Source organism: Rhizobium sp. LjRoot254, assembly GCF_964254105.1.
Taxonomy (GTDB): domain Bacteria; phylum Pseudomonadota; class Alphaproteobacteria; order Rhizobiales; family Rhizobiaceae; genus Rhizobium_E.
On sequence record NZ_CAXUSM020000001.1, the window covers coordinates 5259134 to 5282170 of the forward strand.

At 61.5% G+C, this 23037-nt stretch carries 24 protein-coding genes and 1 pseudogene; 18 read left to right on the forward strand and 7 right to left on the reverse strand.

Annotated features, from left to right (window positions below; genetic code table 11):
* A complete protein-coding gene (argH, locus tag ACSQ26_RS25990) occupies positions 1–1401 on the reverse strand; it encodes an argininosuccinate lyase (protein WP_436014089.1) in 1401 nt (466 codons plus the stop codon).
* A 28-nt stretch (positions 1402–1429) separates the two neighbouring features.
* Here argH and tlpA point away from each other — a divergent pair, with 28 nt between their 5' ends.
* The 10 genes from tlpA (at position 1430) to ACSQ26_RS26040 (ending at position 10138) form a co-directional block, all read left to right on the forward strand.
* Complete coding sequence (gene tlpA, locus ACSQ26_RS25995; RefSeq protein ID WP_436015481.1) at positions 1430–2095, forward strand: thiol:disulfide interchange protein TlpA; 666 nt, start codon at positions 1430–1432, stop codon at positions 2093–2095.
* Between the two features lie 54 nt (positions 2096–2149).
* Positions 2150–2428 carry a ribbon-helix-helix domain-containing protein gene (locus tag ACSQ26_RS26000; RefSeq protein ID WP_436014091.1) on the forward strand — a complete coding sequence of 93 codons (279 nt, stop codon included), beginning with the start codon at positions 2150–2152 and terminating at the stop codon, positions 2426–2428.
* Positions 2425–2721, forward strand: a complete 297-nt coding sequence (locus tag ACSQ26_RS26005) for a type II toxin-antitoxin system RelE/ParE family toxin (RefSeq protein WP_436014093.1) — start codon at positions 2425–2427, stop codon at positions 2719–2721. Before ACSQ26_RS26000 ends, ACSQ26_RS26005 begins: the two co-directional genes overlap by 4 nt.
* A gap of 63 nt (positions 2722–2784) precedes the next feature.
* A complete protein-coding gene (locus tag ACSQ26_RS26010; RefSeq protein ID WP_436014095.1) occupies positions 2785–2925 on the forward strand; it encodes a hypothetical protein in 141 nt (46 codons plus the stop codon).
* A gap of 9 nt (positions 2926–2934) precedes the next feature.
* On the forward strand, positions 2935–3237 hold the full coding sequence (locus ACSQ26_RS26015; protein ID WP_436014096.1) for a hypothetical protein: 303 nt from the start codon (positions 2935–2937) through the stop codon (positions 3235–3237).
* A 151-nt stretch (positions 3238–3388) separates the two neighbouring features.
* On the forward strand, positions 3389–4663 hold the full coding sequence (locus ACSQ26_RS26020; protein WP_436014098.1) for an aspartate kinase: 1275 nt from the start codon (positions 3389–3391) through the stop codon (positions 4661–4663).
* A gap of 95 nt (positions 4664–4758) precedes the next feature.
* Positions 4759–7026 (forward strand): phosphoenolpyruvate--protein phosphotransferase, encoded by a 2268-nt coding sequence (gene ptsP, locus ACSQ26_RS26025; RefSeq protein ID WP_436015482.1) that lies wholly within the window; start codon positions 4759–4761, stop codon positions 7024–7026.
* A 12-nt stretch (positions 7027–7038) separates the two neighbouring features.
* Complete coding sequence (gene prfA, locus ACSQ26_RS26030) at positions 7039–8121, forward strand: peptide chain release factor 1 (RefSeq protein ID WP_436014100.1); 1083 nt, start codon at positions 7039–7041, stop codon at positions 8119–8121.
* Positions 8118–8972, forward strand: coding sequence for a peptide chain release factor N(5)-glutamine methyltransferase (gene prmC, locus ACSQ26_RS26035; protein WP_436014102.1), 855 nt, complete (start codon positions 8118–8120; stop codon positions 8970–8972). Before prfA ends, prmC begins: the two co-directional genes overlap by 4 nt.
* Before the next feature lie 326 nt (positions 8973–9298).
* A complete protein-coding gene (locus ACSQ26_RS26040; protein ID WP_436014104.1) occupies positions 9299–10138 on the forward strand; it encodes a DUF4167 domain-containing protein in 840 nt (279 codons plus the stop codon).
* 115 nt (positions 10139–10253) lie between these two features.
* On the opposite strand, the gene ACSQ26_RS26045 is transcribed toward ACSQ26_RS26040, so the two are convergent.
* Complete coding sequence (locus ACSQ26_RS26045) at positions 10254–10727, reverse strand: chemotaxis protein CheW (protein WP_258159028.1); 474 nt, start codon at positions 10725–10727, stop codon at positions 10254–10256.
* A gap of 171 nt (positions 10728–10898) precedes the next feature.
* Positions 10899–11204 (reverse strand): complement resistance protein TraT, encoded by a 306-nt coding sequence (locus tag ACSQ26_RS26050; protein ID WP_258159027.1) that lies wholly within the window; start codon positions 11202–11204, stop codon positions 10899–10901.
* 314 nt (positions 11205–11518) lie between these two features.
* On the opposite strand from ACSQ26_RS26050, the gene ACSQ26_RS26055 reads away from it, so the two are divergent.
* From ACSQ26_RS26055 to hemA, 4 genes are all read left to right on the forward strand, one after another.
* Positions 11519–12004 (forward strand): (2Fe-2S)-binding protein, encoded by a 486-nt coding sequence (locus tag ACSQ26_RS26055; protein ID WP_436014106.1) that lies wholly within the window; start codon positions 11519–11521, stop codon positions 12002–12004.
* A 26-nt stretch (positions 12005–12030) separates the two neighbouring features.
* The gene (locus tag ACSQ26_RS26060) at positions 12031–14370 is read left to right on the forward strand and encodes a xanthine dehydrogenase family protein molybdopterin-binding subunit (protein ID WP_436014108.1); all 2340 of its coding nucleotides are present in this window, start codon (positions 12031–12033) and stop codon (positions 14368–14370) included.
* 10 nt (positions 14371–14380) lie between these two features.
* Positions 14381–15181 (forward strand): FAD binding domain-containing protein, encoded by an 801-nt coding sequence (locus ACSQ26_RS26065; RefSeq protein ID WP_436014110.1) that lies wholly within the window; start codon positions 14381–14383, stop codon positions 15179–15181.
* 196 nt (positions 15182–15377) lie between these two features.
* Complete coding sequence (gene hemA / locus ACSQ26_RS26070) at positions 15378–16592, forward strand: 5-aminolevulinate synthase (protein ID WP_436015483.1); 1215 nt, start codon at positions 15378–15380, stop codon at positions 16590–16592.
* Positions 16593–16639: 47 nt separating this feature from the next.
* On the opposite strand, the gene dxr is transcribed toward hemA, so the two are convergent.
* Together dxr and aguB are read right to left on the reverse strand one after the other, a co-directional pair.
* Positions 16640–17806: a 1-deoxy-D-xylulose-5-phosphate reductoisomerase gene (dxr, locus tag ACSQ26_RS26075; protein WP_436014112.1), complete on the reverse strand. Its 1167-nt coding sequence runs from the start codon at positions 17804–17806 to the stop codon at positions 16640–16642.
* 72 nt (positions 17807–17878) lie between these two features.
* A complete protein-coding gene (aguB, locus tag ACSQ26_RS26080; protein WP_436014114.1) occupies positions 17879–18748 on the reverse strand; it encodes an N-carbamoylputrescine amidase in 870 nt (289 codons plus the stop codon).
* Positions 18749–18886: 138 nt separating this feature from the next.
* Between aguB and ACSQ26_RS26085 the strand changes: the two genes are divergently transcribed.
* The 4 genes and pseudogenes from ACSQ26_RS26085 (at position 18887) to ACSQ26_RS26100 (ending at position 21604) form a co-directional block, all read left to right on the forward strand.
* Entirely contained in the window at positions 18887–19726 is an 840-nt protein-coding gene (locus tag ACSQ26_RS26085) for a sulfotransferase family protein (protein WP_436014116.1), read from the forward strand.
* 68 nt (positions 19727–19794) lie between these two features.
* Positions 19795–20555: pseudogene (locus ACSQ26_RS26090) on the forward strand (IS5 family transposase).
* Positions 20556–20652: 97 nt separating this feature from the next.
* Entirely contained in the window at positions 20653–21045 is a 393-nt protein-coding gene (locus ACSQ26_RS26095) for a winged helix-turn-helix domain-containing protein (RefSeq protein WP_436005706.1), read from the forward strand.
* Between the two features lie 40 nt (positions 21046–21085).
* On the forward strand, positions 21086–21604 hold the full coding sequence (locus ACSQ26_RS26100; protein ID WP_436005704.1) for an IS630 family transposase: 519 nt from the start codon (positions 21086–21088) through the stop codon (positions 21602–21604).
* A gap of 156 nt (positions 21605–21760) precedes the next feature.
* Here ACSQ26_RS26100 and ACSQ26_RS26105 read toward each other — a convergent pair whose 3' ends face one another.
* Together ACSQ26_RS26105 and ACSQ26_RS26110 are read right to left on the reverse strand one after the other, a co-directional pair.
* Positions 21761–22090 (reverse strand): antibiotic biosynthesis monooxygenase, encoded by a 330-nt coding sequence (locus tag ACSQ26_RS26105; RefSeq protein ID WP_436014118.1) that lies wholly within the window; start codon positions 22088–22090, stop codon positions 21761–21763.
* Positions 22091–22120: 30 nt separating this feature from the next.
* Positions 22121–23002, reverse strand: coding sequence for a lytic transglycosylase domain-containing protein (locus ACSQ26_RS26110; protein ID WP_436015484.1), 882 nt, complete (start codon positions 23000–23002; stop codon positions 22121–22123).
* Positions 23003–23037: the final 35 nt, after the last annotated feature.

The window sequence follows — 23037 nt, forward strand, 5'->3', positions numbered from 1 at the left end:
TCAATTCCGCGCCCGCCACCAGGCGATCTGCTTCCTCACCTCATCGGGAGCCGTGCCGCCATAGCTCTTGCGCGAGGCAACCGATGCCTCGACGGTGACAACATCGTAGACCTTGGATGTGATTCCGGAATGAATAGCCTGCAATGCATCGAGCGGCAGGTCCCATAGGTCGCATGCTTTGCTTTCAGCCAGCGCCACGACACGGCCGGTAACGTGGTGGGCCTCGCGGAACGGCAGGCCGAGTTCGCGGACCAGCCAGTCGGCGAGGTCGGTGGCGGTGGAATAGCCGGAGCCGGCGGCAGCCTTCATCTTCTCGGTGTTGATCGTCATGTCGGCGACCATTCCGGTCATCGCGGCGATCGCGAGCTCGAGATTTTCGGCGGCGTCGAAGACCTGTTCCTTGTCTTCCTGCATGTCCTTGGAATAGGCGAGCGGCAGGCCCTTCATGATGGTCAGGAGCGCGATGAGCGAGCCGTTGATGCGGCCGGTCTTGGCGCGCACCAGTTCGGCGGCATCCGGATTCTTCTTCTGCGGCATGATCGAGGAGCCGGTCGAGAAAGCATCGGACAACCGGATGAAGCCGAATTGCGGCGTGCACCAGATGACGATCTCCTCGGCGAAACGCGAGAGATGGACGGCGCAGATCGCAGCGATCGAGAGAAACTCCAGCGCGAAATCGCGATCGGACACCGTATCGATCGAATTACGCGTCGGCTCGCGAAAACCGAGTGCCTTCGCCGTCATGTGGCGGTCGATCGGATAGGGCGTGCCGGCGAGCGCTGCGGCGCCGATCGGGCTTTCGTCGAGATGCTCGATAGCGTGGCGCACCCGCTGGCGGTCGCGGCCGAACATTTCGACATAGGCCATGCAATGATGGCCGAAGGTCACCGGCTGGGCGGTTTGGAGATGGGTGAAGCCGGGCATGACCGTTGCGGCATGTTGTTCCGCCTTGTCGAGGAAGGCTGATATCAGGCCGGTCAGCGCCTTCTCGGCGCGTTCGAGTTCGGCCTTGACCCAGAGGCGGAAATCGAGCGCCACCTGGTCGTTGCGCGAGCGGGCGGTGTGCAGGCGGCCGGCGGCGGGGCCGATGATCGCGGCCAGCCGGCTCTCGACATTCATGTGGATGTCTTCAAGTTTGCGTGAGAACTCGAAGGCGCCGCTTTCAATCTCGCCTTCGATCTGCTTCAAGCCGGAGACGATCTGGTCGCGGTCCTCGGCCGAAATTATGCCTTGTGCCGCGAGCATGGTGGCGTGCGCAATCGAACCTGCTATGTCCTGGGCATAGAGCTTCTTGTCGAAGCCGATCGAAGCGTTGATCTCCTCCATGATCGCGGCGGGACCGGCAGCGAAGCGGCCGCCCCACATCTGGTTGGACGAAGAATTGGAATTGCCGTCGGACATGGCGGGACCTTGAGAAAACGAGTGCATGATGCAGGAAAGAAAACCGGGCTATCTTCCTTCCCTCAAACTGGTGGCGATCGCGGCCGTTCTGGGCATCGTCGCCGGTGGCTTGGCCGTTTACATGAGAGGGGCGGGTGATGGCAATGGCTCGATGCAGGCGTCAGTCGATTGCGCACCGGCTCAAGCCACGATCGCGCGGCTCGATCCGCTTGCCAAGGGCCAGGTCGCGGCCTTCGTGACCGAGAAGCACGGCCGCAATCTCTCGCTGCCGGGCTTCAAGGGGCCGGATGGCAAGGACATGAAGCTCGAAGCCTACCAGCCCCGCGTCCAGCTCGTGAACCTCTGGGCCACCTGGTGCGTGCCCTGCCGCGAGGAAATGCCGGCGCTCAACGCACTGCAGAAGGCGCTCGGCAGCGATAAATTCCAGGTCACCGCGATCAACCTCGACACCGGCGACGACAGCAAGCCGAAGGAATTTTTGGCCGAGACCAAGATCGACGCCCTGCCGCTGCACCACGACGCGACGCTTGCGAGCTTCAACGCGATGAAGAAGGCGGGCATTGCGATCGGCCTGCCGGCCAGCGTGCTGGTCGACGGCAGGGGTTGCATGCTGGGCGCGATGAACGCCCCTGCCGCCTGGGACAGCGACGATGCCAAGGCGCTGATCAGGGCGGCGATCGGCGAGGGGGTTTGACGGCGCGTTGCGTATCGTTGAGTTCATGTTAAGCTTGCGATCAAGGAGCCTAGGATGTCAGCACTCAAGGAAATGCAGATTAGTCTTCCCGCCGATCTCGCGGCCCGCTTGAAACACAAGGTGGAAACTGGCCGGTATTCCTCGGAGAGCGACGTTATCGCCGAAAGCCTCTCGGCCCTCGAAGAGAGGGAAGCCGAAATCGAAAGCTGGCTGGTGAATGACGTCGGTCCTGCCTACGATCGTTGGATGGCCGATCCTTCGCGGGCGGTGTCGATCGACGAAGCGTTTGCGCGGCTGCAAGCGCGTATCGACAGCAGCAAAGACCGCGCATGATGTACAAGGTTCGTCTTCTGCCGGAGGCCGAGGACGACCTGCTTCAGATTTATCGGTATATCGCCAGGCGTTCCTCGCACACCGTTGCGCAAGGATATGTTGATCGAATTCAAACCTATCTCAATGGCTTCACCCAGTTCCCCGAGCGTGGAACCGTTCGCGATGAATTGCGAAATGGTATCCGGATCGTCGGTTTTGAGCGCCGGGTGACCATTGCGTTCAAGGTCCAGAGAGATGAGGTCATGATCTTCGGCATCCTTTATGCCGGTCGCCAACTCTCACGAGATGAATAATTCCCGAATCTCCCCCGTTTCCTTATCGGACGGTGCGGCAACTGTCGCTGAATGGGGCATTCGATGCGGATTTATGTTTTCGGAATACTCGTGGCGTTTCTGGGATTGCTGGCGGCGGGCCAGGTCCAGGCGGATGCGGCATGCTATCTCGCCTGCGTCTCCAATATCGGCTATGCTGATGGCTCCGGCGTGATCATAAACTGAGGGTCTCGCATGATGCTCAATGCTCAGATCACCACGACGCTGATGAAGGACGGCTCGCGCCATTTCCTGTCGCTGCCGGAATCCTGTTCGTCGAATACGCTACGCACCCATCTCGAAAGCATTCCCGGCATCCGGGTCCGCGACATGACGCAGGGCGGCTTCCAGTGGTGGATGTCGTTTCAGTGCCTCGGCTGGCGGTTTTCGATCAACAATCCGTTCGGCGAATTCTGGTTCTTCGTCGAGGATGCGAGCTGCCCCGAGGAAATCCTGCGCTGCCTGACCCGCAGGCTTTCGGCATCGCTGAGGAGCTGAGCCACGGTCGCGGCACTTCGCCCGCCTGGACCCATTGAATCTCCATTCTTCTTCCGATAAGAGACCGCCAAATTCCCGCGACGGTGCGTGGGAGAGAGGCTTTAAGCGCGGTGCCCGAGGGGTCCGCGTCAGGGACCGGAAGCAATAGGGCATGGCACGTATCGTAATGAAGTTCGGCGGAACCTCCGTCGCGGATCTCGACCGCATTCATAACGTTGCCCGCCATGTCAAACGCGAGGTCGAGCTTGGCCATGAAGTGGCTGTCGTCGTGTCGGCCATGTCGGGCAAGACCAATGAGCTGGTCGGCTGGGTGCAGGGCATGTCGAAAGCGACCGGCGCCAACACGCCCTTCTACGATGCACGCGAATATGATGCGATCGTTGCCTCGGGCGAACAGGTGACATCGGGCCTGCTGGCGATCGCGCTGCAATCCATGGGCATCAATGCCCGCTCCTGGCAGGGCTGGCAGATCCCGATCCGTACCGACAGCACCCATGGCGCCGCCCGCATCATGGAGATCGAAGGTGCCGAGATCATCCGCCGCATGGGCGAAGGGCAGGTCGCTGTCGTCGCCGGTTTCCAGGGCCTCGGGCCGGACAACCGCCTCGCCACGCTTGGCCGCGGAGGATCGGATACGTCTGCGGTGGCGCTCGCCGCTGCGCTGAAGGCCGATCGTTGCGATATCTATACCGATGTCGATGGCGTATACACCACCGACCCGCGCATCGAGCCCAAGGCACGCCGGCTCAAGAAGATCGCCTTCGAGGAAATGCTCGAAATGGCGTCGCTTGGCTCCAAGGTGCTGCAGGTCCGTTCGGTCGAGCTTGCCATGGTGTTCAAGGTGCGGACCTTCGTGCGCTCGTCTTTCGAGGATCCCGATGCGCCAGGGATGGGCGATCTGCTGAACCCGCCCGGAACGCTGATTTGTGATGAGGAAGAAGTCTTGGAACAGGAAGTCGTAACCGGCATCGCATATGCCAAGGATGAAGCCCAGATCTCGCTGCGTCGCGTCGCCGACCGGCCGGGTGTGTCCGCCGCCATCTTCGGCCCGCTTGCCGAAAACCACATCAATGTCGACATGATCGTGCAGAACATCTCGGAAGACGGCTCGCGCACCGACATGACCTTCACCGTGCCGACCGGCGATCTCGACAAGGCGCTCGCCGTTCTCGACAAGGAAAAGGACAAGGTCGGTTTCGACGTCATCCAGTCCGAGTCCGGTCTCGTCAAGGTCTCGGTCATCGGCATCGGCATGCGCAGCCATGCGGGCGTCGCGGCACAGGCGTTCTCGGCGCTGGCCTCCAAGGGCATCAACATCAAGGCGATCACGACTTCTGAAATCAAGATTTCAATCTTGATCGACGGTGCCTATGGAGAACTGGCGGTTCGCACTTTGCATTCCGCCTACGGACTGGATAAGAAATAAGTATAGCCAGGAGGGCTCGGCGATCAGGTGATGTGATTCGATCTGTGGTGCCGGCTCTCTTCCCTTGAACCCGAGAGCAGGAGAGCGCCCAGGTGATCAGAGACCTTGCTGCCGGTCCGCGCATCCTGCTTCGGCGGCTGAGGGAACTCACGGCCGAGCCGCTCGAGCCGCAGGACCGCCTCGACCGCATCGTGCAGCAGATTGCCCGCAACATGGTGGCCGAGGTCTGCTCGGTCTATGTGCTGCGCGCCGATGGCGTGCTGGAACTCTACGCCACCGAAGGCCTGAACAAGGAATCGGTCCACCTTGCCCAGTTGAAAATGGGCGAAGGTCTGGTCGGTACGATTGCCGCATCGGCCCAGCCACTCAATCTCTCGGACGCACAGAGCCATCCCGCCTTCGCCTACCTGCCGGAAACGGGCGAAGAACTGTTCCATTCCTTCCTCGGTGTGCCGATCCTGCGTGCCGGCCGCTCGCTCGGCGTTCTCGTCGTGCAGAACCGTGCGCAACGTCACTACTCGGACGATGAGGTCGAGGCGCTCGAAACGGTTTCCATGGTGCTCGCCGAGATGGTGGCGAGCGGCGATCTCAAGAAGCTCACCAAGCCCGGCCAGGAACTCGATCTCACGCGCCCGGTCACGGTCGACGGCGAGTCCTATGCCGATGGCATCGGCCTCGGCTATGTCGTGCTGCACGATCCGCGCGTAGTGGTCACCAATCTGCTCAACGACGATGTCGATCTCGAAATCAGCAGGCTGTCGGAGGCACTCGGTTCGCTCCGCATCCAGCTTGACGACATGCTGTCGCGGCGCGAGGTCTCGATGGAGGGCGAGCATCGCGCGGTGCTCGAGGCCTACCGGATGTTCGCGCATGACCGGGGCTGGGTCCGCAAGCTCGAAGAGGCGATCCGCAACGGCCTGACCGCCGAGGCCGCCGTCGAGCGGGTGCAGAGCGAAACACGCGCCCGCATGATGCGGCTCACCGATCCTTATCTCCGCGAGCGGATGCATGATTTCGACGACCTCGCCAACCGGCTGCTCAGGCAGCTTGCTGGCTTCGGCGCCCATGCGGCCGCCGATGCGTTCCCGAATGATGCGATCGTCATCGCGCGCGCCATGGGCGCTGCGGAACTCCTCGATTATCCACGCGCCAACCTTCGCGGCCTAGTGCTGGAAGAGGGCGCCGTCACCAGCCATGTGGTGATCGTCGCCCGCGCCATGGGCATTCCCGTCGTCGGCAATGCCGAGGGCGTCGCGGCACTCACCGAAAAAGGCGACGCCATCGTCATCGATGGCGAGGACGGCAAGGTGCATCTGCGGCCGGCGCAGGACGTGCAGCGGGCTTACGAGGAAAAGGCGCGTTTCCGCGCCCGCCGCCAGGAACAGTTCCGCGCGCTCCGCTCGGTCGAGCCGGTGACGCGCGACGGACAGCGCATCAGCCTCAACATGAATGCCGGCCTGCTGGTCGATCTGCCGCAACTGACCGAAGCGGGCGCCGAGGGCATCGGTCTGTTCCGCACCGAGCTGCAATTCATGATCGCCTCGACCATGCCGAAAGGCGAGGAACAGGAGGCCTTCTACCGCAGCGTCATCAAGCAGGCAGCGGGACGGCCGGTGACATTCCGGACGCTCGATATAGGCTCCGACAAAGTGGTGCCCTATTTCCAGGCAATCAAGGAAGAGAACCCCGCGCTCGGCTGGCGTGCGATCCGCCTGGCGCTCGATCGGCCGGGGCTGATCCGCACCCAACTCAGGGCGCTTCTCAAGGCCGCCGCCGGGGCGGACCTGCGCGTCATGATCCCGATGGTGACAGAGGTCGAGGAGCTTCGGCTGGCGCGGGCGCTGCTGCAGAAAGAAGTGCAGCATCTGTCGAAATTCGGCCACCCGCTGCCCAAGCGGCTGCAATATGGCGCCATGCTGGAAGTGCCGTCGCTGCTCTGGCAGCTGGACGAACTGATGATGGAAGCCGACTTTGTGTCCGTGGGTTCGAACGACCTTTTCCAGTTCACCATGGCTGTCGATCGCGGCAATGCCCGGGTCGCCGAACGGTTCGATATTCTCGGCCGGCCGTTCCTCAGGCTGCTGCGCGATATCGTCCGGGCGGGAAAACGCAACAACACGCCGGTAACGCTGTGCGGTGAGATGGCGGGCAAGCCGCTTTCGGCAATGGCACTGCTTGGGCTGGGCTTCCGCTCCGTCTCGATGTCGCCGGCCTCGATCGGTCCGGTCAAGGCCATGCTGCTCGGGCTCGATGCGACGGCGCTCGCCACGATGATGGACGAAGCGCTCGACAGCACCGCGCCCGGCGTGCCGATGCGCGAAATGCTCAAGCGTTTCGCCGAGACCAACAACATCCCGCTTTAGCAAGAGACATCATTGGCACAGCTTCCCCTCCAAAAAATGCAGGAGCTCGAGCGCCGTTTCGCGGAAGTCGAAGCGCGTATGTCGGCTGGCCCGGCGGCTGACGTCTATGTCAAGCTGGCCGGCGAATATGCCGAGCTGCAGCCGGTCGTTGCCAAGATTTCGAGCTACATGAAGGCCGTCGAGGAGCTCGCCGGCTTGCGCAGCCTGCTCGCCGATTCCGGTACCGACAGGGAGATGCGCGAACTCGCGAGCCTCGAACTGCCTGATATCGAGGAACGGATCGAGGCGCTGGAGAGGGACCTGCTGATCGCGCTTCTGCCCAAGGACGCGGCCGACGAGAGAAGCGCGATCCTGGAAATCCGAGCCGGTACCGGCGGCAACGAGGCGGCCCTCTTCGCAGGCGACCTCTTTCGTATGTACGAGCGCTATGCGTCGAACCATGGCTGGAAGGTCGAGGTCGTCTCGGAGAGCGAAGGCGAGGCGGGCGGCTACAAGGAAATCATTGCCGAGGTTTCCGGGCGCGGTGTGTTCTCGAAGCTGAAATTCGAATCCGGCGTGCATCGCGTGCAGCGCGTGCCGGCCACGGAATCCCAGGGGCGTATCCATACGTCGGCGGCGACCGTGGCGGTGCTGCCGCAGGCCGAGGATATCGACATCGAGATCAAGGCCGAGGACATAAGAATCGATACGATGCGGTCTTCCGGCGCCGGCGGCCAGCACGTCAACACCACCGATTCCGCCGTCCGCATCACCCATCTGCCCACCGGCGTCGTGGTGACCAGTTCGGAGAAGTCGCAGCACCAGAATCGCGCCAAGGCGATGCAGGTCCTGCGCTCGCGGCTGTTCGACATGGAACGCCAGAAGCTCGATAGCGCGCGTTCCGCCGACCGTAAGTCGCAGGTTGGCTCCGGCGATCGTTCGGAGCGTATCAGGACCTATAATTTCCCACAGGGACGGCTGACCGACCACCGCATCAACCTCACGCTCTATTCGCTCGACCGGATCATCACCGGCGAACTCGACGAGGTCGTGGATGCACTGATCGCCGACTACCAGGCATCCGAGCTGGCAAGGCTGGGACAGGTCGAGGGATGACGACCCTCAACGAGATGATGGCGCATATCCGGAACTGCTTTCTGGTGGCAGGTTCGGAAGATCCGATGGCGGAGGCGCGCATCATCGTTGGGGGACTGCTGAGGCTCGAGCGCAGCGATTTTATCACGCGGGGCGAGGAACATCTGGCGCTGGAGGACGAGGCCCGTATCCACGACGCGGTGGGCCGTCGAACACGCGGCGAGCCACCCTACCGGATTCTCGGAAGCCGGCCGTTCTATGGGCTCGAACTGAAGCTTTCCAAGGGCACGCTGGAGCCGCGTCCCGACACCGAAATCCTCGTCGAGACAGTGCTGGATCTGGTGAAGCGCAAGCGGCAACAGCCCCTCCAGATTCTCGATCTAGGAACCGGCACCGGCGCGATCTGCCTGGCGCTGCTGTCGGAACTGCCCAATGCCGTCGGCACCGGTGCCGATCTCTCCGCCGACGCCCTGGCGACCGCTCGCGAAAACGCAGCGATCAATGGCCTCGCGACGCGGTTCACAGCGATCGAGAGCCGCTGGTTCGACAATATTTCAGGTCGCTATGATGTAATTGTCTCCAATCCTCCCTATATCCGGTCAAGCGTGATCCCGACGCTGGACAGGATGGTGCGCGAGCACGATCCGCTTCTGGCGCTCGATGGCGGCGAGGATGGGCTCGATGCCTATCGCGATATCGCGGCCGGTGCGCGGCCATTTCTCAATGCCGACGGGATCATTGCTGTGGAAACCGGCTTCGACCAGCGTGAAGACGTTGGCAAAGTCTTTGAGAATGAGGGCTTTTTGCGCCTCAAGGCTGTGAAGGACTATGCCGGGAACGACCGGGTACAGGCCTTCAGTGCAAAAAACTGACAGTTTCGCCCAAAAGAAGCTATTTTCTCGTGTCATAGCGATAAAAGGGCTTGGAATCACGGACGAAGCGGTCTAGGTTCCAAGCCAAGCACCGGGCGGCATTCCCAGAATTAAGAATTCTATGACGGATTGCCGGGCTTTGGGAGATCTCAAAACAAATTGCCGGTTTTAAACGGTCCTGGTGCGGGACTCTGGATTTTAGGATTAGATTCCGGGATCAGCGGTGTCCGGTGACATGCTTGCCGGGTTCTGGCTTGCCAGAACTTCGAGCGGGCTTGTGTCCGGGGGCCGCGAATGAGAGCCGGAAATTCTCGGGTGAATGATTGATGAGGCCTGGACAACAGAAGCAGCGTGGCCGCGGCCGTAACAGCAGCGGTGGCGGAAGCAGTAACAATAATAGCAGTAACAACAATAATCAGCGCAAAGGGCAGAATCCGCTGACCAGAACTTATGACAGTTCCGGTCCAGACGTGAAGATTCGCGGAACCGCGCAGCATATCGCCGAAAAGTACATGAATCTGGCCCGTGACGCGACGAGCTCCGGCGACCGGGTCATGGCGGAAAACTACCTCCAGCATGCCGAGCATTACAACCGCATCATCGCGGCAGCCCAGGCGATGTTCCAGGAGCGCTACCAGCGCGACGACCGCCCCGAATACAGCGGTGAGCGCGGCGATCAGGGCGATCAAGGTGATCAGGGCGATCGTGGCGAGATGAACGATCGCGACGAGCGTGACGAGGACGACAACAACGAAGGCCAGCAGCCTTCCGAGTCCGGGAACTACAATCGTCAGCCCGATAATCGTGAGCGTCAGAACGACAACCGCAATCGCGACCGCCAGTCGGATAACCGTGATCGCGACCGCCAGTCTGACAATCGCGACCGTCAGCCCGAGAACAACAATCGGCAGTCCGACAACCGCAACCGCCAGCCGATCGTCACCGAACAGCCGGTGATCATCGACCAGACGACGCCGCAGCCGGTATTCGACGAAACGCCGGCGGAAGTGCAGATCGAGCAGGAAGCCGCAGCCGGCGAACAGCCCGCTGCAGGGACGCGCCGCCGCAGCAATGCCGGTCGTCCACGCCGCACGCCGCGCCAGCCGCGTGGCGAGACCCCGGCCGCTGAGGCACCGGCCGAGCCGGTCGAGGAGCCGGCCGAGTAAGATTGGCTCATTGCTGAAAACGAACGGCCGCCTCTTGGCGGCCTTTCCATTTGGCCCATGGAAAAAGCGCCGCGCGGGATTTCCCGACGCGGCGCTTTTCGTTCGATCGAATGGATCAGGCCGCGAGGGCTTCCTGGTCCTGGAACATCTTGGCGAGGTTGAGGAAGCAGATCATGCCGCCTTCGCGGGCGATGATGCCGTCCGTATAGCCCTTGTCGAAGGATGTGGTGATCTCAGGCGCCGGCTGTACCTCCGAGCCCTTGATTGTCAGGATATCGGAGACACGATCGACCAGCATGCCGATGATCATGTTCTTGACTTCGGTGACGACGATCGCGCTGCGCTCGTTGGCGGCGGTTGACGGCATGCCGAGCTTGTAGGCGAGGTCGATGATCGGGATCACGGTGCCGCGCAGGTTCATCACGCCGATCACTTCCTTCGGCGCATGCGGAATGGGCGTGGACGGCGCCCAGCCGCGGATTTCGCGGATCGTCGTCGTCTTGACGCAGAATTCCTGGTCGTGGAGGCGAAACGCGATGATTTCGAGCGTATCGGATTCGAAGATCGCCGTTGAATTCGGGTTGGTCAACTGAAGTCCCCTCAGCTATCAGCAGGGCTGCGTTTCGCGCGGTCTGCTCGTATGTTTCGGGCGAAGTGTAAAGAAGCTTCGTTAATTTCCTTTAAATCGCGGCATCCATCCAGACGCAAAAATCCCGGCGCAAGCGCCGGGATTGGTAACAATTCGCTCTCGGTCCCGATATCAGTACCGGACGACAACCTTCGTCCGGGGCGCACGGACGCGCACCACGGCGGGACCGTAATCCGGCGGGCAATCGTCGATGAACTTGCGACCGTATTCGTCCTTGTAATAGCACTGGCCCGGCTGGGAGGCGACCGCGCCGAGCACGCCGCCGATGGCAGCACCGATTGCCGCGCTGCGGACATTGTTGCCGAGCACGCCACCGATCACGGCACCGGTTGCCGCGCCGAGCGTGGCGCCGCGTTCGGTCTGGGTGCAGCCGGCAAGCGTGAGCCCGGCCAGAATGACTGCGACTGCTTTAAACATCTATTTTCAACTCCGTCAGTTTGAACCACCGGATCCTGTCGGGGCCGCGCAATGCGGGCCAGCAGGCGGCAGGGCCGGGGATTCGCGGCCGTGTTGTGCCAATTATGGATGAAAAAGGTTTAAAATGTGAAAGCGCGCTTCAAGCAACCCTGCGGCATGTTAACGCGACAAACCTCGGGGTTCGGAATGACTGTCTCAGGAATGCGCCAGTTCAACTCCCCAAGCTGTGTGCCGTTTGTAACTCTTCTTGGCAAAACCCCGGATCGGAGTCAGCTTATGCTTCGGGAAAATGCACGGAATAGGGAGGAAAAGGCATGTCGAAGGTGTCGATGACGGTCAACGGCCGCAAGATGAGCGGCGATTGCGACGATCGCACATTGCTGGTGAATTTCATCCGCGAGAATCTCAATCTCACTGGAACGCATGTCGGCTGCGACACCACCCAGTGCGGCGCCTGCGTGATCCATATGGATGGTCGCTCGGTGAAGAGCTGCACGATCCTGGCGGTCCAGGCGAGCGGTTCCGAGCTCACCACGATCGAAGGTCTGGCCCGAGATGGCGAACTGCATCCGGTGCAGGCGGCGTTCCACGAGCATCACGGCCTGCAATGCGGCTTCTGCACGCCCGGCATGGTGATGGCCTCGGTCGACATGATCCGCCGGCATGGCGGTTCGCTCGACGAGAAGACCGTCCGCCATGAACTCGAAGGCAATATCTGTCGTTGCACGGGCTACCACAACATCGTCAAGGCGGTGTTGAGCGCCGCCGAGAATATGAGCGCCAAGCAGGCAGCCGAATAGCACCAATTTCCGGGAGGAGACGACAGATGGGTATCGAAGGCATTGGAGCGCGCGTGGCGCGCAAGGAAGACAAGAGATTTCTCACCGGCAAGGGCCGGTACACCGACGACATGACGGTTCCGGGCATGAAATATGCCTTCTTCATCCGCAGCCCGCATGCGCATGCCAGGATCCGGAGCCTCAACATATCGGCGGCGCTCGATATGCCCGGCGTGATCGGCGTGCTCGACGGCAAGCAGATGCAGGCCGACGGCATCGGCAACCTGATCTGCGGTTGGATGATCCATTCCAAGGATGGCTCACCGATGAATATGGGTCCGTGGCGGCCCTTGGCGGTCGATACGGTGCGCTATGTCGGCGATGCCGTGGCGATCGTTGTTGCCGACAGCATGGAGGAAGCCCGGGACGCGGCGGAGAAGGTCGAGATCGACTATGAACCGCTCGGCGCCGTCACCGAAGCCGTCGATGCCTTGAAGCCGGGCGCGCCGCAGGTGCATGACAATGCGCCTGGCAACCTGATCTTCGACTGGGAGATCGGCGATGGCGCTGCGGCGGATGCCGCGATTGCGAGCGCCGCCCACGTTACCGAAATCAAGATCCACAACAATCGCCTGTCGCCGAACCCGATGGAGCCGCGCGCCGCGCTTGGCATCTATGACGAGGCGGAGGATCACTATACCTGCTACACCACATCGCAGAACCCGCATGTGGCGCGGCTGGTGATGAGCGCCTTCTACAATGTCGCGCCGGAAAACAAGCTGCGAGTCATTGCGCCCGATGTCGGCGGCGGCTTCGGCTCCAAGATCTATATCTACCCGGAAGAGATCACCTGTCTCTGGGCGTCCAAGAAAACCGGCGTTCCGGTGAAGTGGACGTCGGACCGCACCGAAGCCTTCCTGACCGATGCGCATGGCCGTGACCATGTCTCGACCGTCAAGATGGCCTTCGACGCAAACAATCGCATCACCGCGCTCAAGGTCGATACGATCTGCAATCTCGGCGCCTATATGTCGCTCTTCTCGTCGGCGGTGCCGACCTATCTCTATGCGACGCTGCTTTCCGGCCAGTATGCGATTCCCGCGATCCATGCCAATGTCCGGACGGTCTATACAAATACCGCGCCGGTGGATGCCTATCGCGGCGCCGGCCGGCCCGAGGCGACCTATCTGCTCGAACGCACAATGGAAACCGCGGCGCGAGAACTCGGCATCTCGCAGGCGGAACTGCGCAAGACCAATTTCATCCGGACATTCCCCTACCAGACGCCCGTCATCATGACTTACGATGCGGGCGACTATGAAGCCTCGCTCAATGCTGCCATGGCCGCCGCCGATTGGACCGGCTTTGCCGGGCGCAAGGCGCAGTCTCAGGCCAATGGCAAGCTGCGCGGCATCGGCATGAGCTGTTACATCGAGGCCTGCGGCATCGCGCCGTCTGCGGCGGTCGGTTCGCTCGGCGCCGGCGTCGGCCTCTGGGAATCGGCCGAGGTGCGGGTCAATGCGGTGGGTACGATCGAGGTGCTGACCGGCTCGCACAGCCACGGCCAGGGCCACGAAACGACCTTCGCACAGCTCGTGTCCGACCGGTTCGGCGTGCCGATCGCCTCGGTCAACATCGTCCATGGCGACACCGACAAAGTGCAGATGGGCATGGGCACCTACGGCTCGCGCTCCGGCGCCGTCGGCATGTCGGCGATCGTCAAGGCACTCGACAAGGTCGAAGCCAAGGCCAAGAAGATCGCGGCCCATCTGATGGAGGCCGACGAGGCCGATATCGAGATCAAGGACGGCGAACTGGTGGTCGCGGGCACCGACAAGAAGCTGCCCTGGTTCCAGGTGGCACTTGCCGCCTATACCGCGCATAACCTGCCAAGCGGCATGGAGCCGGGGCTGAAGGAGGGCGCCTTCTACGATCCGTCGAACTTCACCTTCCCGGCCGGCTGCTACATTGCGGAAGTCGAGGTCGATCCGGAAACCGGGACGACCGAGATCATCCAGTTCGTCGCGGCGGACGATTTCGGCAATATCATCAACCCTATGATCGTCGAGGGCCAGGTGCATGGCGGCATCGCCCAGGGCATCGGCCAGGCGCTGCTCGAGGGCGTCCGGTATAGCGCGGACGGCCAACTTCTGACCGCAAGCTACATGGATTATGCCATGCCGCGCGCCGACGACCTGCCGTCGTTCAACGTCTCGCACCAGAATACGCCCTGCCCGAGCAATCCACTCGGCATCAAGGGCTGTGGCGAGGCGGGCGCGATCGGTTCGCCGCCGGCGTTGATCAACGCGATCACCGATGCGATCGGCAACAACACGCTCACCATGCCCGCGACCCCTGAAAAGGTCTGGGCGCTCGTCAACGCCTGAGGAGGAAGCCATGTACAACACCAATTATCATCGCGCCTCCTCGGTGGGGGAAGCCACGTCGCTCTTCAGCCAGTCCGGCGAGGCGAAGTATCTGGCGGGCGGCATGACGCTGATCGCCACCATGAAGCAGCGGCTAGCATCGCCGTCCGATCTTGTCGATCTCCGGCATATCGCCGATATCAAGGGCATCGAGGTCAATGGTTCGCGCATCCGCATCGGTGCCGGCACCACGCATTTCGACGTCTCGGCCTCGCAGCCGCTGCGCCAGGCATGCCGGGCGATCACCGAGCTTGCCGGCATGATCGGTGATCCGCATGTCCGGCATATGGGCACGATGGGCGGATCGGTGGCGAACAACGATCCGGCCGCCGATTATCCCGCCGCGGTGCTGGCGCTCAATGCAGCGATCCATACCAACAAGCGGACAATCGCGGCCGACGATTTCTTTGCCGGCATGTTCGAAACGGCGCTGGAGGATGGCGAGATCATCACTGCCTTCGAGTTCGAGGCACCCGCCAAATCAGGATATGAGAAATTCCGCAACCCGGCCTCACGCTATGCGATGGCCGGCGTCTTCGTGGCAAAGAGCGCCAGCGGCGATGTCCGTGTCGCGGTCACCGGGGCTGGTTCCGATGGCGTCTTCCGCCATCATGGAATGGAAGATGCGCTCCGGGCAAACTGGTCGCCGGATGCGGTCGCCTCGCAAAGCGTCGATCCCAGCGACATGCTGTCGGATATTCACGGTTCATCCGAATATCGCGCCAACCTGGTCAAGGTCATGGCCAAGCGCGCGGTTGCCGCAGCGGGCTGAGCCGCCAAATCTGGTCGCTTCTGGCCCGTCTTGATCGATATCAAGACGGGCCTTTCTCGTTTAAGATAGCAAAGGTTCCACCACTCATCGAAAAAGTGATGCGCCATACCGCCGCGGAATATCCGAATCCTCATCGCAGGGGTTGACGATTGGAATGATTCAAAACAAAACGGATGGCGAATATCTGGAGCGAATGATGAATTTCGAAGCCTTTTTCAAGGATGCGCTGGACGGCCTGCACGAAGAAGGCCGCTATCGTGTTTTTGCCGATCTCGAGCGTCAGGCGGGCAACTTCCCGAAGGCGACCCGCTACACCGAAAACGGCGAGCAAGAGGTCACCGTCTGGTGTTCCAACGATTATCTCGGCATGGGCCAGCATCCCAAGGTGATCGCGGCAATGAAGCATGCGATCGAGACCTGTGGCGCCGGCGCCGGCGGCACCCGCAACATTTCGGGCACCAATCATTACCATGTGCTGCTCGAGCGCGAACTCGCCGACCTGCATGGCAAGGAAGCAGCCCTGTTGTTCAATTCCGGCTATATGTCCAACTGGGCGACGCTCGGCACGCTCTGTTCGAAGATCCCTGGCGTCATCGTGTTCTCCGACGCCGGGAACCACGCTTCGATGATCGAGGGCATCCGCCATTCGAAATGCGAGCGGGTGATCTTCAAGCATAACGATCTCAACGATCTCTCCGCGAAGCTGGCTGCCGCCGATCCCAAGGCACCGAAGATCATCGCCTTCGAATCCGTCTATTCGATGGATGGCGATATCGCGCCGATCAAGGAAATCTGCGATCTCGCCGACCAGTATGGCGCGATGACCTATCTCGACGAAGTGCATGCCGTAGGCCTCTATGGACCGCGCGGCGGCGGCATTGCCGAGCGCGACGGCCAGATGCATCGCCTGACGGTGATCGAAGGCACGCTGGGCAAGGCTTTCGGCGTGATGGGCGGTTATATCACGGCGTCGGCTGCACTGGTCGATTTCATCCGCTCGTTCGCCTCGGGCTTCATCTTCACGACCTCACTGCCGCCGGCAATCGCGGCCGGCGCGCTGGCATCGATTCAGCACCTCAAGATCAGCCCCTTCGAGCGGGCACGCCATCAGGACCGCGTCCGCAAGCTGCGCGCGGCGCTCGACAAGGCCGGCATTCCGCATCTCGACAATCCGAGCCATATCGTGCCCGTGATGGTCAAGGATGCGGCCAAGTGCAAATGGATCTCGGACCTGCTGCTGGACAATTGCGGCATCTACGTGCAGCCGATCAACTATCCGACGGTGCCGAAGAAGACCGAGCGTTTGCGCATCACGCCGGCGCCCTATCACTCGGATGCGGATATCGAGCATCTGGTGGGATCGCTCGCCCAGTTGTGGGCACGTTGCGCCCTGGCACGCGCGGTCGCCTGACCCTTATCCATTGCTGACTTTGATGAAGCCGCCTCCGGGCGGCTTTTTCATGCGGCGGCGCTTGTTCCGATAAGGCCGCTTGCCAGCCGCCGCGCTTCGTCATCGGCGGCGAACACGTCGTCCATCGAGGATGCCGACGGTGTCGACGCCATCCGGTCCATGACGGATTCCGTGATGTCAGCCATCTCCAGGAACCCGATGCGGCCATCGATAAAGGCTTCGAGCGCAACTTCCTTTGCGGCATTCAGCACCGCACCCTGCAATCCGCCGCGCTGCATGGCGAGCCGGGCGAGCCTGAGCGCCGGGAACCTATCCTCGTCCGGAGCCTCGAAATCGAGCCGTGCGAGCTTGGTGAAATCGAGCCGTTCGACATTGAGTGTCGGTCGACTAGGAAATGAAAGCGCATAGCCTATCGCCGTCCGCATATCCGGGCAGCCGAGCTGGGCGAGCACCGAGCCATCGGCATAACCAACCATCGAATGGATCACCGATTGCGGATGGACGATGACCTCGATCTGGTCCGGCCTGACATCGAACAGATGCTTTGCCTCGATCATCTCCAGCGCCTTGTTGAACATCGAAGCAGAATCGATCGAGATCTTCAGGCCCATTGACCAGTTGGGATGGGCGCGCGCGGTCGCCGCCGTCACGTTCGCCATCGCCTCGCGGGTCCAGGTGCGGAACGGGCCGCCGGAGGCCGTGAGAATGATCCGCTCCAGCGCGTGGCGATGATGCTCGTTGAGAACCTGGAAGATCGCATTGTGCTCGCTGTCCACCGGGATCAGCGTGCCGCCGCCGTCCTCGACAGCCCGGATGAAAAGATCGCCGGCGGAAACCAGGCATTCCTTGTTGGCGAGCGCGATATTGGCGCCACGCTTCGCGGCGGCGAGCGTCGGCGCAAGCCCCGCCGTACCGACGATCGCCGCCATGACCAGCGATGCGTCGCCATCCGCTGCTTCCGCCAAGCCGCTGCGGCCAGCCGCCGCCTCGATGCCGGTACCGGAAAGCGCCTGCTTGAGATCGTGATACCGGCTTTCATCGGCGGTGACCGCCAGCCGGGCGTGGGTCTGTCGCGCCTGGCTTGCCAGCAGTTCGATATTGCCGTTGCCGGATAGCGCATCGACCGCATAGTCCTCGCCAAGCTGGCCGATGACGTCGATCGTGCTGACGCCGATCGAACCGGTCGATCCGAGAATGGTGATGCGGTTGGTCATGCCAAGCTTACCGAGCGATTCCTCATGTCCCTCTAACTACAGAGTCTTGAGGATGTGGGCAAGAAAGACTGGTCAGCCGCCATCCAACGTCAGCAACGGCCCATAGAGCTCCGGCCGCCGATCGCGGAACAGGCCCCAGGCCCGGCGCTGTGCCTCGATGGCGTCGAGGTCGAATGTAGCGGTGAGGATTGTCTCGTCCGTGCGATTGGCCTCGGCCACCTTGGCGCCTGTGGAATCGGCGATGAAGGACGAGCCGTAGAAGGTGATTTCGGTGCCATTGCGTCCGGGCTCCGCGCCGATCCGGTTGGAGGCGACCAGCGGCACGAGGTTGGAAGCAGCGCTGCCCTGCATGGCGCGCTGCCAGTGGCCGGATGAATCGATCGACGCGTCCTGTGGTTCCGAGCCGATGGCGGTCGGGTAGAAGAGAATCTCCGCCCCCTTCAGCGCCATGGCGCGAGCGGCTTCGGGAAACCACTGGTCCCAGCAGATGCCGACGCCGATCGTGGCGAACCTGGTCTTCCAGGTGCGGAAGCCGGTATCGCCGGGCGAGAAATAGAATTTTTCGGTATAGCCCGGACCATCGGGAATGTGGCTCTTGCGGTAATTGCCGAGCACCTTGCCGCCGGCATCGACGATCGCCACCGAATTGAAGAAGGCCTTGCCCGCCTTCTCGAAATAGCTGACCGGCAGGACCACGTCGAGTTCCTCGGCGAGCCGGGCAAAGTGTGCGATCAGCGGATTGCCTTCGAACGGATGGGCGTGGGTGAAGAATTCGGCATCCTGGTCCTGGCAGAAATACGGCGTGGCGAAGAGTTCCTGGATGAGGATGATATTGGCGCCGCGTCCCGCTGCCTCGCGTATCAATGCCTCGGCGCGTTTGAGATTATCCTCGACATCCCAGCTGCAAGCCATCTGGGTGGCGGCGAGTGTCACGTTGCGCATTTCTCGAACCCTTTCGCGAACGGCGCCATGCTACTGACGATCGGCAGTAAAAATCAATGCTATATCCAGCGGTTAGACAGAATGCACGACTGCTGATATCATCATTTGCCACTGAATAATGATAGATAGAGGACCTGCGTGAACCTTCCCGACTTTCTATGTATCGGCGCCCAGAAAGCAGGCACAAGCTGGCTTTACAAGGTGCTGCAGGAACATCCGCAAATCTTCATGCCGCCAATCAAGGAATTGCACTTCTTCGACCGGATCGGAACCGACGATCTGAAGCTGAGACACCGGCACCATCAGCTGGCGCGCAAGGCCGCCACCAGGGAAGAGCGCAAAGGGGACGCCGCCGACCGGAACCTTATCCGCTACCTGGAACGCGTCGTCGCCCACGACAAGGTTTCGCTCGACTGGTACCGCGAGGCGTTCTCCTGGCCGGTGGCGGAGGGGGTACGCAAGGGCGATATCACGCCCGGCTATCTTGAGATCTCCGAAGCCGAAGTCGCCTATGCCAGGGACTTGCTCGGCGCAGCCAAGCTGGTCCTGATCGTCCGCCGTCCGCTCGATCGCGAACTCTCCCAAATCAGGATGCTGGCGCAGCGTGATTACGGAACCAAGGTGCCGACGAACGATGGCGAATGGATGCGTCTCTACAAGCGGATGAGGAAGCACGAAGACCGGGGCGCTTACAGCCAGGGCATTCCGCGCTGGCAGTCTCATTTCGGCAAGGAGAACCTGTTGATCCTGCCCTATGGCGAGATGCGGGCCGATCCCCGGGGTTTCCTGGCAAAGATCGAGGATTTCCTCGGCATAGAGCGGTTGGAGACATACGAATACCTGACCGCCGAGGTGCATGCCACGCAGAAGCTGGAAATACCCGAAAAGGTCGTCGCCCGCGCCATACGAAAGACGGCAGAGGAAGACGCCTATCTGAAATCCGCATTGGGCGAGGCGTTTTTCGAGCGGACACGCTAGGTCGTGTGGACTCTTGGGATTCCCAAGGCTGAGCAAATCAGATTCAAGACTGTCTTTTGGAGGCAGTCATGGGTGTATTGGACCGGTTGATCCTTCGGGACGAGCAGTGGGAGCGGATATCGCCGCACATCATTGGTGACGATCGCACGCGCGGTTCGTCCGGTCGCGACAATCGTATGTTCGTGGAAGCAGTGCTTTGGATCGTGCGCACCGGCTCACCCTGGCGTGACCTGCCGGAGGTGTTCGGCGAGTGGAACAGTGTCTTCCGCCGCTTCAGCCGCTGGAGCGAGAAGGGCATCTGGTGGCGCATGTTTGCGGCGATGTCCGATGATCCGGACTTCGAGTATCTGATCGTCGATTCCACCATCATCCGCGCTCATCAGCACGCCGCCGGCGCAAAAAGGGGGCTGAAGATCAAGCCCTTGGCCGCTCTCGCGGCGGACTGAGCACCAAAATCCACATGGCGGTGCGTGGTCTCGGCTGCCCGGTCCGCTTCACACTGACCGCCGGCCAGAAAGGCGATGCGCCACAAGCCGATGTCCTGATCGAGGGCCTGCCTGCCGATATCGTCATGGCCGACACCGCCTATGACAGCGACCGTCTGCGCGACGCCATCGCGGACAAAGGCGCTGTGGCGGTGATCCCCAACAATCCCTCCCGTGCTCAGAAATACCCGCTCGACAAGGACCTCTATGCCCAGCGCCACCTCATTGAATGCTGCTTCTCCAAGCTCAAGCACTTCCGCAGGGTCGCGACACGTTTCGAGAAAACCGCACGAAACTACCTAGCCGTCGTCACAATCGCAGCTATCGTACTATGGATCAGGTAAGTGTCCACACGACCTAAAGCGTGTCGCAGGTAATCAGATTCGGGATTCCGTTATTTTGTGATTTGTGATTCAATTTGCCCACGGAAGGAGAACGACCATGGGCAAGCCGCATCCGATAGCGTTGCGTGCGCGTGTTGTTGCGTTTGTGGAAGAGGGTCATAGTCATCGTGAGGCTGCCCGGCATTTTCGGGTATCTCCTCGGTTCGTCAACAACATGATGATCCTGCAACGATCGTCGGGCTCACTTGCGCCTGCCCGGCAGGGCCAGCCGCCCGGCAGCAAGCTGTCGGCTCACGGCGAATGGATCAACCAACGTGTGTCAGGCCATGGCGAAGTGACACTGGACGAATTGTGTGTCGAGCTCGCCGAGCGCGGTGTCGAAGTCCATCGCGCGACCGTCGGCCGGTTCCTGCATCGGCTGGGGCTCAGCAATAAAAAAAAGCCTCAGGGCAAGCGAACAGTGCAGGCCGCAGATCGCCAAGGCGCGTGACCTGTGGATTAGGCGTCGAAAGCGGTTCTTCAACAAGGCATTGGCGCGGCTGATCTTCGTCGATGAGACATCGACAAACACGCGGCTGACCAAGCGCACCGGATGGTCCCGCAAAGGGCGGCGCTTTGTCGCCTATGCTCCCTTCGGAAAATGGAAGACGCAGACATTCATTGCTGGACTTCGCTGCCACGGCCTCACTGCCCCCTTCATCGTCGATGCACCCATGAATAGCCGCATCTTTGATACCTGGGTTGAAACACAGCTTGCCCCGACGCTATCGCCAGGTGACGTCGTCATTCTCGACAATGTCGGCTTCCACAAGAGCGAGCGCGCAGAGCAGCTCGTCAAGGCCAAGGGTGCCTGGCTCCTCTTCCTCCCGCCTTACTCGCCGGACCTGAACCCGATCGAGATGGCATTCTCCAAGCTCAAGTCCCTATTGCGAAAACGAGCCGCTCGAAGCTTCGACGCCATCACTCAGGCGCTCGGCGACATTGTCGCACTCTTCTCCGTGTCAGAATGCAGAAACTTCTTCAGAGCAGCCGGCTATGAGGCTGAATAAATGCGACACGCTTTAGGACCGACCGACATTCAGCTCAGGCCGGTCTGCAAATGGCGATTTTCTGCGCTTCCGGTGCTTACGTACCTTAAGTACGCTCCGCTCCGGTTCTCGAAAACTACCATTTTCGCCTCGGCCTGAGCTGAATGTCGGTCGGTCCTAAGCTCCGGCTGGGAGCTGCATGTCGGAAATCGCGACGTCATAGTGCTCGACGCGATCGGTCTTGGTCAGCAGGAACCTGTCGTCATCGGCATAGTATTTCGACTGCTCGTAATCGTCGCCGGCGAATGCCTTTATGGCGGCGATGTCTTGCCACCAACTGAGCGTCACGACCTCCGTGACGCCTTGGTCGAGATCGCGCGACAGGACCTGAAAACCGAGATTGCCGGGTGTCTCGCGATAAGCGCTGGCGCCTGTCGCCATGATGTAATCGACATATGCCTTCTCGTCCTCGCTGCGGATCGTTGCGTGCCAGCGCCTCAGTATCATAGCGGATTTCCTTCGATCGTACGAGCTGCGTCAATTCTTGACCACGGCGCAGGCGACGCCGACCTTGCGGATCGAATCACAGAGCGCGATGGCCTCCTGCCTTGTCTCTTTGCCGATTCTTGCCTGGTATTTCGGCCGCATGCCCGGCTTCACCCGCTTCTGCCGCACGATCAGCGCTTGCTCGCTTCTGAGCGGCTCGGGCAACTTGGCGACGGACTTCGTCATCAGCCGCCTCGCGATGATTGGATTGAAATTCGCGGCAAGCTGCACCGCCCACGGCGCCCAGTCGGCGGATTGGATGAGGATCGGTTCACGCAGGTTGCGGCTCACGGCCAACCGGATGCAGGCGCTGAGGAAGGATCGCTCCGGGTCCAGCGATTCGGCGGCGCTTTTCGGCGGATCGTCCTGCCATGCCTCGACCGGATTGCCGGTAATGGCGAAGACGTAATCGCGCGTTTCAAGCGGCAGCCGGCCGTTGCGAAGAAAACTATCAACCCGGTTTTCGCCGGCATTGTAGGCGGCTGCGGCGAGGCCAAGATTGCCGAACCGGTCGCGCAATTCACTCAGATAGCGGGAAGAGGCCTCAAGCGCCTGCGCCACGTCGAAGCTGTTCGCCAGGCCGCGCAGCTTTGCGGTGCCCGGCATGAATTGCGCAATGCCCTCGGCACCCTTGTAGCTGACGGCATCGGCGCGAAAGAGACTCTCGCGCCAGATCAGCCGGGCGAAATATTCGGGCGGCAGGTCGTGCTCCACCGAGAACCGCTTGATGGCGCGGCACAGGTCACGCGGATAGCTTGCGGAACGGATGCAAATTCGGAGGACGCCAGGCTTTGCCGGACGCTCGAAAAGGCACTCCTTTTCGGCGACAACCGGTTGGTCCACGGAGGCTGCAGAGCCGCTGCCTCCCGACATCACGAAGGCGAGGCAGCACGTGACGAGCTTTGGCA